The organism is Pedobacter sp. Leaf194, from assembly GCF_001423945.1.
Lineage (GTDB): Bacteria > Bacteroidota > Bacteroidia > Sphingobacteriales > Sphingobacteriaceae > Pedobacter.
In genome coordinates, this window is sequence record NZ_LMPU01000009.1 from 15,049 (window position 1) to 29,225 (window position 14,177).

Below are 14,177 nucleotides of genomic sequence, written 5' to 3' on the forward strand. Positions count from 1 at the left end.
AAATTTTTTTTCCTGCGGTTTCCCTTTAGGTTATTGTCTAAAAAGCGAAGAATTAAAAAATCATAATGAGTATCCGGGTTTTAAGCCTATTCTTTCAGCTAGATTTACAGCAATTATGAATCCCGGACATCCTATTTGAATTTGTTTATAGAATAAATGATGAAGTTTACTTTTAAACATTTAAAATTGCTACTAACAGATAAAGAAATCTACTAAAATTGCACCTTTGACGTTCCAGCGGATATAATAATTTATTTGTAAATTGTGGTAGATAACTTAGAAGACCCAGAATGAAGTATATTGCAATCAAACTATCTTTTTTATCGATATTCTGTTTTTCTTGCAACAAAACTCCTATCAATACAGGTTGCGGAATAGTTCGTTGCCCAACCGAAACGAGAAGTGTGACAATAAATACCGTTGACAGCAATAATCAAGGAATAGAAGCTGTTAAAATTGAGGCAGTTAATTTCAGAACAGGGAAAACTTACAAAGATCTGCAAAATCACATGAATATCGGATTTGGAAAAATATTCAGTTACAGGTTATTTAGCGCACCTACTGACTTTGCTGAATCCGGAGATCCGGTTCAGGTTATGATTACATCAGGAACAGGAAAGATTGTTAGAGTGAGTATGACTGTTTCAGGAGGAAAGTGTGCATGCTCAGTGAAACTAATATCTGGCCCGGAAACCATCAATATAGAATGAAACCTAAATACTAAACCCAGTTTTAATTAGCAAAACAATGTTGGCCAACCATTATAGCTAATAAATCGATATTTTTAGTGATGCTCTTAGCGAAAGTTTGAGCTTATTGGTCAATTTTTTTTTTAACGTTGTTCGGTTGAAACGGATTGTCTCCATTTAATTAGAATGCGTAATATTGATATTATTTGTTTTAACAATTTAATTAAGAATACTGGTCACATCTTGAGCGCCCTATTTTTAAGTAATCATCTATGCCCCGATTTGCTTTTATCAGAGTGAAAATTTTTGTGTATTTGTTTGCAACGGTTTGTTCCGCGTTACTTGGTGTCACTTTTATTAAGGAAGTCCCTTGGCAAGATGTTATCAATCAACTGGAAGCACATACCCAAAACTTTCCTCAAGAAAAAGTCCACATTCATACCGATAAACCTTTTTATGCCCTTGGTGAAGATATTTGGTTAAAAGCATACGTCGTCATCGCTGCAAATAATAAGCTTTCGGGTATAAGCAAGGTATTACATGTAGACCTTGTTGATGAAAATAATGAAGTTAAAAATTCTTCCGTTTTTGAACTCAATGGAGGTGTAGGACATGGCAGCATTTTATTAAAAGATTCTCTGAAAGCAGGCCGTTACAGCTTACGGGCATACACGAAATATATGCTTAACTATGATCATGATTTCATGTTTGAAAAGACCGTGATTATTGGTGATGCAGCGCAGATAGAAGAGCAAAAAAAGGAGATCATTGAAAAAAACAAACTGGAAGTACTATTTTTTCCAGAGGGTGGGAATTTTGTAAACGGCTTACGGAGCAAAGTTGGAATAAAGGCTGTGCTTTATAACGGCCTTGGAACATCAATTTCCGGAAAAATTGTAACACTAACAGGGAGAGAAGTTATAGGATTCAAAACACAGCATGCCGGCATTGGAGTTACAGCTTTTACTCCCGAAAGTGGTGAGCACTACAAAGCGGAGGTAGAGATGCCTGACGGAAGCATTACAACATTTGTCGTGCCGGAAGCCCTCAAGGAAGGGCACGTGATTTCGGTCAACGGGGTAGAAAATGAGGTGTTAGTTACGGTGAATAGCAATGTCGCTAAGAAAGGGAGGATGTATGTCATTGCACAATCCGGTGGAAGAGTATATACATCTTTCGGAATTGATAGTAACAAAAACACCATCACCGTAAAAATCTCAGAGTCTACCTTCCCCACTGGCATTGTTCAGTTTACTCTTTTTGATGCCTCGAATATACCTGTTGCCGAGTGTCTATATTTTGTAAATAACAATGACCAACTTAGGCTTGAGCTTAAACAACTGACTGAGACACTGCTCGTCAAAAAAAAGGCAGTCTTAGCATTGCAAGCCAGTGACTTTGAGGGAAGACCTGCTGAAGGCAATTTTTCAGTTTCTGTTACGGATCTCGGTAAAGTACCATCTGACGAAGATGACCAACCGACAGTTCTTTCAAATCTTCTCCTAACCTCTGACTTAAAGGGATATATCGAAAAACCGAATTACTATTTTAGTTCACACAGTCTTGAAAAGAGAAAACAACTTGATAATTTAATGCTTACCCAAGGCTGGCGAAGGTTTAAATGGACTGACATCATCGAGAAACGCTACCCTGAACTCAAATTGCTGCCCGAACAGGGTATTGAAATCTCGGGAATAGCTTCAACCCTCGGCGGTAAAGCGGTACCAAAGGCGAAAGTAATGCTTTTTTCAGCAACCCAAGACTTTAATCTAATGCTGGATACCATCGCAGACGGGCAAGGGCGTTTTGTCTTTGATAGGCTAAATTTTCCTGAAACTGTTTCGTTAATGCTGAAGACAAAAGCCATTAAAGGTGGCGAAAATATTAATATCACTATTGACCGCAACCCGACCGTTAAAACCGACAAAGTCTATCCTATACAGGAGAGCGATATAACAGCATATCTAAAGGCGACGAAAGCACAGTTTAAAGCCCGGCAAAAATCTCTGGTAAAATCCAACGAAATAAATCTCAAAACCGTTGAAATTAAAGGAGCGTCAGTTAAAAAGATTAAAAATTCTAAAAATCTGACTGGCGTAGCAAATTATGCATATGATGCTACTTTTATGGAACAATATACAAGTTTTCTAAGTGCTGTTGGACGAATGGGCGGCGTTACAGTAGGAAGCAATGGCAAAGTTAACAGCAATAGAACCGGAAAATCCTTATACGTATTACTAGATGGTGTTCCAATAAATCAGGACCAAGATGATGTATTAAAATATATCAGCCAAGACGACGTTGAAGGGGTCGAGCTCCTACTGTCACCTGGGTACACAATTGTTTATGGCATGGAGGCAAGCGCTGGCGTTATGCACGTTACAACCAAACGAGGGAGAAATGCCGTAGCAATACCATCAGGAAATTCAATAGTTGTGAAAAATAAAGGTTTTGCCGTTGAGAGGGAGTTTTATATGCCAGATTATGACAAACAGAATTATAGCCAAAACTTTCTAGATTTAGGAAGCACTATTTATTGGAATCCTATAGTTAAAACAGACAAGAATGGGAAAGCAACTTTCAACTTCTTTACCGCCGGTACACCTGGTATTTATAAGGTAGTGATTGAAGGGATTGATAATAAAGGAAGTTTTGGCCGAAAGGCATTTTTTTTAAACATTCAATAATTAATAGGAGAATTGTGTGTTTAAAATAAAATTCATGGATATCATCCAGTGAATAACAAATTCCCAGAAGTTAAAAACTCGAAAAAGAAGATATCATTTCATTTTTCACCAATAATAATTTTAATACAACAACATTTTACTGGCGGTTGAAAAATTCCAGCATTGTCTTCAATGAATTCTCTGAGTGCATTTTCTCACCATTTTCAAGCGAAACCCCGGCTGCATTTGCCGCTCTTTGTCGCATCTTTATTTCATAAGCTAAGATAGCCTCTTTCAAGGAACCGTACTCATAAGAAGTCAGACATTCAGATAGTTCAAGCGCATCGAGCATTGCCATATTTGCACCTTCTCCTGCAAATGGTGGCATTACATGAGCGGCATCGCCAATGATGGTGAGGTTTGGAAGACTTTGCCAGGTTTGGTTTAAAGGTGCACAGTAAATTGGCCGCGGAATAAATGGAATCGCTGCATGCTCAAGCAATGTATGCCAAATATCACTCCAGTCAGAATATTCGTTTTTAAACCAGTCCAGAACCGCTGTGCGATCTGAGAAGTTAATGTTGCGATCTTTTGACCACATTTCATCGGCTTTAAAACTTATGTAAAATCCGAGCTCACCACCTGCTTTCTGCCCCATTAAAATGTTTTTCCCCTTTCCGAAAGCCATGATTTTACCACCGTTAATTAGTGAATCGAATTGCGGAACCGCTTTTTTAGCGTCATAAATATTACCTTCCAACATGGTTACTCCAGAGTAAAAAGGCTTAACATCTGTTATGTAAGGTCTGATTTTAGAATTTGCGCCATCAGAACCGATAACGACATCTGAATAAACAGACAGTCCATTTTTAAAATGTAGCATCCAGCCTTCCTTATACTGTGTCATAGCAGTAAAATGACTGTTCCAAACGATAGTTTCCGGCTGCAAAGACTCTAATAATATTTTTCTCAAAGCGCCGCGGTCAATTTCAGGACGAAAGTTCGCATCGCCGAAATCTTTTTCGATATTCTTTTCATGATCACTGAAAAAGATTTCCGCCTGATGGTTTAAGATTAAAGTTTTGTCTGCCCCCGGCATGAAATTATTTTCGAACTCGGTTAACAAATCAGCTTTAATTAAAGCTGCCATTCCCGACGCCTCATGCATATCGAGTGGTGCGCCTTGTACACGTGCATCTTTATTGATGTCTCTTTCATATACTTTCACATCGGCGCCTTTAAGCTGTAACAGCCTGGCCAACGTTAAACCACCCGGGCCGCCACCGATAATTGCGATTTTCTTATTATTGATTTGCATATTCTTTATCTGTTTGAATATGCAAAACTATGCTGTCTTAAAGGAAGATAATAGTATAAATCGGTCGTTTTGATTTTTAAAAAGTACTTTGGGCACAACGCCAGAAAACTTTTTTATTTCTTTGATAAAATGGGTTTGATCTGCAAAATTAAGCTCCGGGAAAAGTTTTCCTTGTGCAATATGATCCAATGAAGCCCGAAAGCGGATTATGTTGCAAAATGATTTTAAAGAAATACCAAATTGCTGATTAAAATATCGGTTCATCTGTCTACTGCTCCAACCAACGTTTTCAGAAAGTTCTTTTACGGTAACAGAGCCGTGCATTTTGTAGATGAGGTCAAACAATTTCTTTTTGCGAGGGTCGATTTCTGTTGGGATGCGGGATCTTATTTTTTGTGATGCCAACCCACAAAAGCTTTCAAAAGTTTTAAGATCTTGAAGATTGATATCCCAAAAACCGTTAGCTAATATTTTTCCATCATCAACAATAGCTGAAATGGTTTCACGAAAGATATATTCAACGGCAAGCGGCCTAAAACTTACCGCAAATCTCAAACTTTTGGCAGGTATGAACCCGCTTTCATGATATTGCGTACCTAAACCAAGCAGTACAACTTTGAAAGACTCGTTGCCTGACAGTATAAAAAACAGATCTATCCGGCCATCCGGTAGCCCGACCGTTTCCTTATCATTGTCTGAATCATTCTGGAGCACCCAAAAACTTTCCACGAAGTCCGAAAGATCATCATCTGGCTTGATTTGTTTATAATAGATGCCATTAACCATATTTAGGGTTTGATTGAAAATGGAACAGTTCTAGATTCTACTCAGCTACACGCTGAAGTGCAGTTAGCGGGTAAAAATATATTCAGCTACGAACGGCGACGGGAGAACAGATGAATATAATAAAATTATTTAGAGCCAGGTTTTGACAATAGTTTATAGGGCTTATTATCCAAAATTGATTGAATGGCAGCCGCAATGTCATAAAGATTACCTTGCCTTTGATTAGAGAGGATAACGATTGTCCTTTCTTTAGTATTGTCAGCTATTACTAATGCCTGGTAATGTAAAGCAGTACCATCGTGTGTATGTGTTACAACCTTATTATCTTCCATATTACCCCCGCCTAAGCCAGATTGCTTGTCAGCAGAAACTGGCGTAATAATCTCTTTTGTAGATGCGGGGCTAATCAGGCAAAAGTTATTGATGCATTGAGACCATTTATAAAAATCATCGATATTTAAGCAAGTCCACCCAGAAATCGGCACTTCCAGGCCATCCTGTTTAAAATCATCATTAAATGATTTCGCCACCATTGAATCGCCTTCATTCGGGTCGACTATACCATTACTGATACCCGCGACTTTGAGCATATTCTCTTGAACAAAATGCTTAAAAGAAAGACCTGTTACTTTTTCGATTATTTGCCTGCGTAAAAACGTGTTGTTATTGTTATAAGCATAGCTGCTTCCGGGCTCGAATTCTAATTTTTCAAGGGATTGCAAATCTTTCCAGTTATCATCATCACTATGAACCGTCCGATATTTTATATCAGGCAAGCCGCTGGTGTACTGCAATAAGTTCTTCACACTTATTTTTTTCGCCCAAGGTAGTAACTGTGGAAAAAACTTAGACAAGTTATCTTTTATACTTAGCTTACCTTGTTCCTGAAGCATCATAATCCCTACGGCATCAAATTCTTTTGCTATTGAGCCAATATGAAAGCGATGATGTACGTTGAGCAGATTTTCTTTTGATGCGTCTGCATAGCCTATTGCCTTTCTAACTATTACTTTTCCACAATCTGCAACTAATATATTCCCGTTGAAAACGCCTGATTCATTTGCTTTAACCAAAAATTCGTCTATTATCTTCGCTTTATCATTCTGTGCGAAGGTCCGTGTTCCTGTTAAAATGGCTAATAGAAAAACGAATTTGATAGTGCAATCATGTTTGCTCATGAACTTTAATTTTCTATTTGAGACAGCATCGAAATTCATTTGTTACATTTGAACCTTTAAAAATCAACAGTTATGTCTTTGAGAGGATTTAAAATTTTCATTAGATTGATTATTTTTAAAAAGGCCTATTACTTCACGGAGATTTACAATCAAGCTTTGTAGTTTAGAAGCGCAATCCGGGCGATGGATTCCTATTCAGCTATTGGAGACGACACCTTACTGCTTACACACCCGCAGCACAATTCTTTTGCCATTTCTTCTAACTGCAAATAAGCCGATTGCACCAACGGACAGAACTAATATCGGCGCATAATCATCCAATGGGCAAGGTATGTTTGTAAAATTGTAGAGGATGTTGTTTGTGCAATCAGTGCCACCGATACAGCATGCAGTGGCTGGTGAGTAAATTGAAACAGTTGTAAACCTCGGGCAGATTGCGGTATTAGCCGTAAATGTAGAAAATGGGGCATCATAACGTGGTAGCAGGAAATTCAATCCACTACCATTACCATTTCGCTGATAATAAATCATTGTGCCACCTTGCTTGCCACAGCCAACAAGATTCTGAGCAAATGCCTGGGTTAAGAAAGCAGATGCTAGTAAGATAAATGTGAGAACGCGTATAGATTTGTTATTGCAAAACGCGTGGACCATATTCGAAATTACGAACCATCTTTAAGCAAACGCTCGTTCATTTCGTTCAATTCAAATTGCGTGGCTTGTAGTTTCATCACATTCCTTAGTGTGTAGTATTTCTTAATTGCATTAAAAAAGCGCTAGTTGCATTCATTAGATGCTTCAGTTAGAATCTGACCTGTGCTCATACATGATCACCGTTTATCCAAATAAAAATGAAGGAGGGCGTACTTCGGCAGATCGGAGGGTGCTTTTAAAAGGAGGAAAAATTTTATCTTGTTAAACAACATGGGAGAAATACATGATGTGACAATTAATAGCGATGATGAAATTTTGATACTCCACCAAATTTATGTTTTTAAGCGGCGCAAGATTAGAAAGTACAGCTATTTATTGAAACAGTTCGAAGCCAGTTCGGCTAGCATGCAATTCAAGAGGAACAAAACCAGCATTTACAACGAGTGGCCAAATCGTAAAGGCGACAGATCTTGTCAAGTCATCATTGGTGATAGAGCAGCATACATCAACTTCAATGCCATTTACTTAGGGATTGCCAACATGGATTTTAATAGGCGACCATTTATAGAGGGTGAAGTTTATGTTCTCAATTTGACGAAACAAACAGTGACATTAATGTATGATGATCGGGGATGCGACCTAATTTCGCCCAACGCTGAGTTATTAGGAAAATACTATAAAAAACTTACAAATCTCATCTTAGAATTAAACAGACCTGAAATCACGCAGCGCCTACAGGTCGGAAGTTAGCCATAAATTTCAGTCGATTTCGAGATTGTTCCTTACGACTATTGCATCTAAGCCGAAACTAAACATCAATCCATATTCATCGAAACGGAAGCTATCTACAAATGAATTTTAAATCATAAAAAAGATAGATTTTACTACGCAAATAATTCGAAATTTACGCTTTGTGTAAAAACGAACGTTTTTTTTAACCGATAAAATCAAGTTATAACAGGTATGTGGGATAAATATCAGCACGACAATGACAAACTAAAGAAAGGCTTATTTTCATGTATCTTGTCTCACTTATTGAATGAATATCTATTATGAAAGGCATAAAGGCGACCATTAGAACCTGGCTTCTAAATGTAATCAATGATGGATCCTGGCAGCGATTTAACGACTTGCATATTGACGAAATCAGTAGAGATTTTTCACATCGAGCTGCTTGGTTTAGCGGCGGCGTAGCGTGTTATATTCACGCAAGGGCCATTATCGAAGAGCTTGATTTGCCTTTTACCGTAGAATTAGTATTCCACTTGAAATCCAAAAAAAAGAAAATCGATCATATTTTCAAACGTTTGAGTGCCCTGGATAAAAATCTCGATGACACACCACCCTCTTTATACGTTTTTAGAAATGACTGGAAAGGGCTTCACGAAACGAGAAAAAAGGGCACGAAATTACAAGATTTCGCCGATGACAAAATCTTGAAAGGGAGTTTTTACTATTTTCAGGTCTTCAATGACGACGATAACGATATAAGGAGAGTGTTATATCTTATTTAACAAATCGTTCGATCGAAAAAACGATTGGATTGCCTCATACACCAATAAATTGGATTGTGCAATAGCGAGTGGTTACATGACAAATTTTCACAAATTGGCGGGAAATTATCTTTAACCTGTTATATTGCATAAGAAATTATTTCCAGCCGCCAACATCGTAAGTCTTGGAGCCGTGCGTGTAATAATGTAAAACAAAATCGCTGAACCGAAAAATGACCAACCTGAATTACGTCCTTATCTTTTTCCTATGTATGATGCTATCCTGCAACGCGGAGAGGAAATTCGACAAAGAAATCTGGCTGAAAAGCAGTGATGTAAATGATACCAAAAACCCACGAGCTCACATGACAAAGGACCTTTTGGAAAATCGCTTGAAAACCGGTATTACCAGGGATTCAGTATTGGCTTTATTAGGCAAACCATATAAAGAAGGCATAGAAAATAGACTTCCGAAGGGGATGGAAATTCCAGATTCACTATCTTTTTCTAACAAAGAAAACTTAAAACAAAAAAATAATGATCGAGGTACTGACAGAATTGACGCCTTTATACGCTTAAACGCCCAGCCCGACACATTGATGCTATATCCTGTCGGTTGGTCAATGATCGACCCTATTTTCTTAGTAATTAAATTGGACAACAAGGGCATGGCCGCTGATTTCTGGATTGAGGAACACTGAATAACGAAAGGAAGAAGATAATAACTACCCATTATCTTTAGTTCTTTCCTGTCTACATTTTATCCTCTGCAGGTATACTGATTAATCAACGTTATGGTAATCGGGCTACATGTAAGTTTCAGGTATTTCGATTATTATATGATTTAGAGCGAATCGACGAGATAAGGAATAGTTTCGTGCTAAAACCTTAGAAATGTTGTGGTCCTAATTTTTCTGCCTCTCCCCCTTTAAATCGAAAACAAAGGGCTAAAATTGATTGGTTAAAGATTGCAACGGAGCTCGTAGCAGATGTTTGTTTAGTTGACCTTAATATGGATTTATCTCGACGCTTCTAACCATTCATTCACGATGTCTGCCAGCATTTGTTGCCCCTTTTCGATCTCCGGTAAACCTTTAAAAGTTATAACTGCCCGGCTATTGTCTTTCCAAACCAACATTTCGCTTTTATTTGAAATTAATTTTTGTTTCGGTTGTGGCTGCTTTTTTGCTCCTCTGTGAAAAACAAGTCGTACTTCTTTTTTGGGAGGCTGAATTCTCATCGTAATTCTGTCTTCGTTATCAAAGGAATAATTTGGACCATTCCATTTTAAATTTTCTCCCAAACCTGTGTTTGCGGATAAAATGTAAATCCTCAGTTGTTCAATTTCATTTCTAAACGGATGGTTCAGGCCATCCAAAACAGCTGTCACTTCATGATTTAGCTGAATTTCTTCCGACATGATTAATATTTAGGTATGTGTGGAACATAAACAAATGTTGTTGTGTAAGTTTTGGGATTTTGTCTTGCTGAGCTAAAGATAATTCAATAACCGGCTTATTAAAGCGTTTTTGGAGTTATTAATCCTTATACATTTTGCCGAGTTGCTTAACTGGATCTGTTTTTAAAATGAGCAAACAAATGATGTCAGTTTCAACTAAGGCAAATTACACACTTGCCGGTACCTGTTGATCGTTAATAATTTTTCGTATTCCAAAAAAGGAGATAAGGCCAATCGTTACGCCTACTATAATTGCTGTTTTAAATGCCATAATAATCAAACAGGTGAAAATGAAAGATTGTTTTATAACACGAGAACTTAAAATTAACGAAAGCTGTTTAATTAAGATATGAGAACGAAACGCCAGGAAAAATTATTGAACTTTGTAACAGTGCAACACGGCGAGCAGAAAAGAAAGTATACCGGTGAGCCATATACCGTTCATTTAGTGGCCGTTGCTGAATGCGCCGAAGCACATCAATTAATTTTAGGTTATGAAATTGGCCTATGCCATGATTTATTTGAGGATACGGCTTGCACCGACGCTGAACTCCGCACCGCCTTACAGGAATATGGCTACAGCCCAAACGAGATAGACTTTATCCTTCAGGGAACATGGGATCTTACGGATAAGTTCATATCCGCCGATTATCCAAACTTCAACAGAAAGCAGCGAAAAGCAATGGAGGTGGAACGCTTGTCGAAAATAAACAGAAATAGCCAATCGGTTAAATACTGCGACCTTATTGACAACACTAAATCGATTGTTCAACACGATAAAGGTTTTGCCAGGGTGTACCTCGCTGAAAAGGCGAACCTGCTTAGCGTGATGAATAAGGGAGATGAAATGCTATACAAGGAAGCACTTAAGAATTTGGCTGATAGTTGAACACACGAATTAAATGACACGGACAATAGATTGGCATTGTCAAATTTCCGTTGTGAAATCAATTAGATAAGGTTTTAAGGAGATGCCTTTCAAATTACGGAATCCATCACCTACAATTAATTGATAATGCTTGTTTTTATCTAAATCAACCTCAAAACTTAACGTTCGCCCATCATCAGAAAACCCAAGCATTTTCTTAATTTTTAAAACACCCTCTGCTCCCAGTGGACCTAATTCAAAGTTTCGAAATCTTGTATCCATGGCTTCGGAAAAGTTTATCGTTAATATTTTTGTAGATACGTTCAATTTTGTACCCTTGAGCTGAGCGATTCCGGTTACCATTGGCCTACTTATCTCATATTTTTTAGCTAATTCAGTTACAGACTCCTCAAAATAACCGGATCGTTCTGCAAAAAATAGCAGACTATCCCGATTGTTATAATCTAATTCAATCATTTCTTTTATCGACTTCATCTTGTCAGAAGCGTTATTGTAATTTCCTTTACAAATCGCATAGCCAACATAGTAGCCTAAATCTCTAATTTTGAACTCGTTATCTGCATTACTATAAAGCCAGAAACCACTTGATGTATTAAGCATTTGTGAAGCGAATATTTCTGCAACATGCTTTTTGTTTGCATTACCGTAAGCCAGGGCTGGAAGATTAGAAGGTTTTCCTGTTGCCTGCTCAGCAATAAACTCAGCAACGCCTTCCAAAACACATTGTCCTAAAAGGTTCTGGGCTATAGTCGTTTTCTGCTGCGTATGTACATACTCGTGGACATTTGTGAAAACCAGCGAGTTTATTGGCCTTGTTTTTAAGTAGCTTGCCAGACTTGGATTTGTTGCTTCGAATTCTTTCGTATAGGCATTCTTATCCGCCATTGCAATTTCACTTCCAATTAGAACAAGGCTATCTAAGGTAGTACCGCCAGACCTGAAAGCACCAACTGTAAAATAGATTTTCGCAGGCTTTAAAGCGGGATATATGATTTTTAACTTTCCTATATTATCAGCAATTTCGGCAGAATAATTTTTAGCTTTAAACATGTCCCTCCGTATCGACTTCCAGTACATCGGGTATTTTTCGATAGCATCAATGAAGGATTTATCGGTATATGATCTCGCAGCCATTAGTGCTTTGAGGCCGGGCGTTCCCCTTGAAATGAAAACCGAATTAAGAATTTCAAATTTCTTAACACTGTCTTTAGTGGATTTTATTTGATCATAAGCATTCCAGAAATTTTCAATATCAGTAGTAATTACATTATTTGATTGGGTTTGCGCTGAACCAACATTAAAAGTGAAAATAAAAATAAAAAAAATCAGTGTCCTCATGACTAAAGGACAAGTTTATCGACCATTAGTTGCATGCTTTTGAAATTAATGAATGAAAAAAAGATTCCCGCTACAGCGAAAAACGTTAGCGAGATTCCTTTGCATGCATGGTTGTTTTTAAACAGGATTAGACTCTACTTAATTTTTTCATAGGAAAAACTGTTCTTAAATCTAATCAGGTGCTTAAAAAAAAATTCTTTTTCCCTGTAGGGCCTCCTCTACAGTTTTATCTTAACAAAGTAAAGACGGTTTCGGTCTACCGATTTAGTTAAAGGGAGAATTTTTTGTGCAAAGCCACTTGCTCCATTGTCTACAACACCGAAATCGTCGTCGTTAGAAATTACCAGAATATTTCCTGGCAGCAGGACCAGCCCTTCAGCCTTGTCATGAGGATAAACTGATGGCAAATCCTTTAATAAATCCAGCACTAATGTTTTTGTAACCGGAGCAATGCCTGCAGCTGTTAAGCCGGCAACATTATTCAGTTCTTCCACGGTTTTACCGCCATACAACTTCCCTGTGGAGCCATTTGCCACATCAGAAATATCAGTCGCTGTACTGATGTCTATTTTAAATACCTTTTTAAATGCCGCCGGGTTGGTTATATCACCCCCAAATAGTCCGTCCCGCTCAATGGTTAAAAAAGTTGTGGCATTAACGGCGACAATATCGCTTACTCCTGTTAATGTGGTGTTATCCATTAGGTAAGCATATTGTTTAGTTGCTCCTGTAGCAATATCAAAAGTTAGAATCCTCAATACCATCGAACTCGCTACAGCTGCTTTTGATGGATTATACATCGGCGACTGCATCATGCCAACAAGCGTTTTCCCATCAGGGGTTATCGCAAGGCCTTCCATGCCACGGTTTGGCCTTCTATTGGCAAAAACAGCCGGTATTTTTCTGCCACCAGTTCCACTACCGAAAGGATTAATCCGCTCAATTGTTTTTCCGCTTGCGTCGAAATGGACTATATGAGGACCGTATTCATCACTAATCCAAAAACTGCCGTCGGAAGCCCTCACCAAACCTTCAGAATCGATGCCGTCGGCGCTTGGCGGAATCGCCTGTCCGTTTAAATCGTAAGCCGTTTCCCCTGATGCACCCATGCCCACCGGATTCGGGATACCGTTCAACCTGTCACCAGCAGCATTTTTGAGCATTATCGTTTGTTCCAAAACCAACTTACCATCCTTTAATCTAAATTTGCCAATTTGCGGGGTAAAGTCTGGTTTTCCAATAATAATCGAATTGGCAAGCTGCCCGGCTACGTTAGAGCCTCTATCAGTTAGCATGTAAAATATCGTCGGATCGTTCGGGTCAGAAGCTACTGCAGAACCGAAGCCGCCATTGTAAACCTTAACGCCATTTGATGTCGTGAATAAAACAGCAGGGTCTGATGCTTCAGCTACATCGGGATATGCAATTTCCTGTGAAGGGCTGTTTGAATTTTTCTTACATCCAACCATACCCATACTAAATGCAAGCGCAAGTATTGTAATTTCTTTCTTCATTTTAATTTATTTGTCAGTTCTACAAATCACGCAACTAAATATTAACACTGCGTTAATGGCGGAATAACTAATCTAACCGCCTGATGCCTGGCAATTCACCTTAGGAGATGATGCAACCTCGAAAAGACATTTTCCTTTCTTCTGAGTTATCGAAAACTTAACAATTTCTTAATCACTTATTCGTAGCGTTATT

The 14,177-nt window shown here is 38.2% G+C and carries 13 protein-coding genes; 6 read left to right on the plus strand and 7 right to left on the minus strand.

The annotated features are described in order from the left end of the window. Window positions 1-404 precede the first annotated feature (404 nt). Entirely contained in the window at window positions 405-710 is a 306-nt protein-coding gene (locus tag ASG14_RS10355) for a hypothetical protein (protein ID WP_157274900.1), read from the plus strand. Window positions 711-961: 251 nt separating this feature from the next. After that, a complete protein-coding gene (locus ASG14_RS10360) occupies window positions 962-3,376 on the plus strand; it encodes a TonB-dependent receptor (RefSeq protein ID WP_056871004.1) in 2,415 nt (804 codons plus the stop codon). A 136-nt stretch (window positions 3,377-3,512) separates the two neighbouring features. Here ASG14_RS10360 and ASG14_RS10365 read toward each other — a convergent pair whose 3' ends face one another. From ASG14_RS10365 to ASG14_RS10380, 4 genes are all read right to left on the minus strand, one after another. Beyond that, window positions 3,513-4,673: an NAD(P)/FAD-dependent oxidoreductase gene (locus ASG14_RS10365; RefSeq protein WP_056871005.1), complete on the minus strand. Its 1,161-nt coding sequence runs from the start codon at window positions 4,671-4,673 to the stop codon at window positions 3,513-3,515. Between the two features lie 27 nt (window positions 4,674-4,700). Further along, complete coding sequence (locus tag ASG14_RS10370) at window positions 4,701-5,459, minus strand: helix-turn-helix domain-containing protein (protein WP_056871006.1); 759 nt, start codon at window positions 5,457-5,459, stop codon at window positions 4,701-4,703. A 125-nt stretch (window positions 5,460-5,584) separates the two neighbouring features. Then, on the minus strand, window positions 5,585-6,637 hold the full coding sequence (locus ASG14_RS10375; RefSeq protein ID WP_162238728.1) for a serine hydrolase: 1,053 nt from the start codon (window positions 6,635-6,637) through the stop codon (window positions 5,585-5,587). A gap of 216 nt (window positions 6,638-6,853) precedes the next feature. Continuing rightward, window positions 6,854-7,291 (minus strand): hypothetical protein, encoded by a 438-nt coding sequence (locus ASG14_RS10380; protein WP_056871008.1) that lies wholly within the window; start codon window positions 7,289-7,291, stop codon window positions 6,854-6,856. A 270-nt stretch (window positions 7,292-7,561) separates the two neighbouring features. On the opposite strand from ASG14_RS10380, the gene ASG14_RS10385 reads away from it, so the two are divergent. The 3 genes from ASG14_RS10385 (at window position 7,562) to ASG14_RS10395 (ending at window position 9,485) form a co-directional block, all read left to right on the plus strand. Further along, window positions 7,562-8,041 carry a DUF3885 domain-containing protein gene (locus ASG14_RS10385; protein WP_056871009.1) on the plus strand — a complete coding sequence of 160 codons (480 nt, stop codon included), beginning with the start codon at window positions 7,562-7,564 and terminating at the stop codon, window positions 8,039-8,041. A 302-nt stretch (window positions 8,042-8,343) separates the two neighbouring features. Then, entirely contained in the window at window positions 8,344-8,805 is a 462-nt protein-coding gene (locus tag ASG14_RS10390) for a hypothetical protein (protein ID WP_056871010.1), read from the plus strand. Window positions 8,806-9,017: 212 nt separating this feature from the next. Next, entirely contained in the window at window positions 9,018-9,485 is a 468-nt protein-coding gene (locus ASG14_RS10395; protein ID WP_157274901.1) for a hypothetical protein, read from the plus strand. A gap of 317 nt (window positions 9,486-9,802) precedes the next feature. On the opposite strand, the gene ASG14_RS10400 is transcribed toward ASG14_RS10395, so the two are convergent. Then, window positions 9,803-10,204, minus strand: coding sequence for a DUF1801 domain-containing protein (locus ASG14_RS10400; RefSeq protein ID WP_056871012.1), 402 nt, complete (start codon window positions 10,202-10,204; stop codon window positions 9,803-9,805). Window positions 10,205-10,592: 388 nt separating this feature from the next. Here ASG14_RS10400 and ASG14_RS10405 point away from each other — a divergent pair, with 388 nt between their 5' ends. After that, window positions 10,593-11,132, plus strand: a complete 540-nt coding sequence (locus ASG14_RS10405) for a hypothetical protein (protein WP_056871013.1) — start codon at window positions 10,593-10,595, stop codon at window positions 11,130-11,132. Between the two features lie 39 nt (window positions 11,133-11,171). Here the strand turns inward: ASG14_RS10405 and ASG14_RS10410 are convergent, their stop codons facing one another. Further along, complete coding sequence (locus ASG14_RS10410; protein ID WP_056871014.1) at window positions 11,172-12,470, minus strand: Ig-like domain-containing protein; 1,299 nt, start codon at window positions 12,468-12,470, stop codon at window positions 11,172-11,174. A 218-nt stretch (window positions 12,471-12,688) separates the two neighbouring features. After that, a complete protein-coding gene (locus ASG14_RS10415) occupies window positions 12,689-13,984 on the minus strand; it encodes an esterase-like activity of phytase family protein (RefSeq protein ID WP_056871015.1) in 1,296 nt (431 codons plus the stop codon). Between the last annotated feature and the right edge of the window lie 193 nt (window positions 13,985-14,177).

What these genes read in the sequence shown, in the direction of transcription:
- ASG14_RS10390 (WP_056871010.1), top strand. Translation starts at nt 8,344, where the DNA reads ATGAAAGGCATAAAGGCGACCATTAGAACCTGGCTTCTAAATGTAATC.
- ASG14_RS10385 (WP_056871009.1), top strand. Translation starts at nt 7,562, where the DNA reads ATGGGAGAAATACATGATGTGACAATTAATAGCGATGATGAAATTTTG.
- ASG14_RS10360 (WP_056871004.1), top strand. Translation starts at nt 962, where the DNA reads ATGCCCCGATTTGCTTTTATCAGAGTGAAAATTTTTGTGTATTTGTTT.
- ASG14_RS10365 (WP_056871005.1), bottom strand. Translation starts at nt 4,673, where the DNA reads ATGCAAATCAATAATAAGAAAATCGCAATTATCGGTGGCGGCCCGGGT.
- ASG14_RS10375 (WP_162238728.1), bottom strand. Translation starts at nt 6,637, where the DNA reads ATGAGCAAACATGATTGCACTATCAAATTCGTTTTTCTATTAGCCATT.
- ASG14_RS10380 (WP_056871008.1), bottom strand. Translation starts at nt 7,291, where the DNA reads ATGGTCCACGCGTTTTGCAATAACAAATCTATACGCGTTCTCACATTT.
- ASG14_RS10410 (WP_056871014.1), bottom strand. Translation starts at nt 12,470, where the DNA reads ATGAGGACACTGATTTTTTTTATTTTTATTTTCACTTTTAATGTTGGT.
- ASG14_RS10415 (WP_056871015.1), bottom strand. Translation starts at nt 13,984, where the DNA reads ATGAAGAAAGAAATTACAATACTTGCGCTTGCATTTAGTATGGGTATG.
- ASG14_RS10370 (WP_056871006.1), bottom strand. Translation starts at nt 5,459, where the DNA reads ATGGTTAATGGCATCTATTATAAACAAATCAAGCCAGATGATGATCTT.
- ASG14_RS10395 (WP_157274901.1), top strand. Translation starts at nt 9,018, where the DNA reads ATGACCAACCTGAATTACGTCCTTATCTTTTTCCTATGTATGATGCTA.
- ASG14_RS10400 (WP_056871012.1), bottom strand. Translation starts at nt 10,204, where the DNA reads ATGTCGGAAGAAATTCAGCTAAATCATGAAGTGACAGCTGTTTTGGAT.
- ASG14_RS10405 (WP_056871013.1), top strand. Translation starts at nt 10,593, where the DNA reads ATGAGAACGAAACGCCAGGAAAAATTATTGAACTTTGTAACAGTGCAA.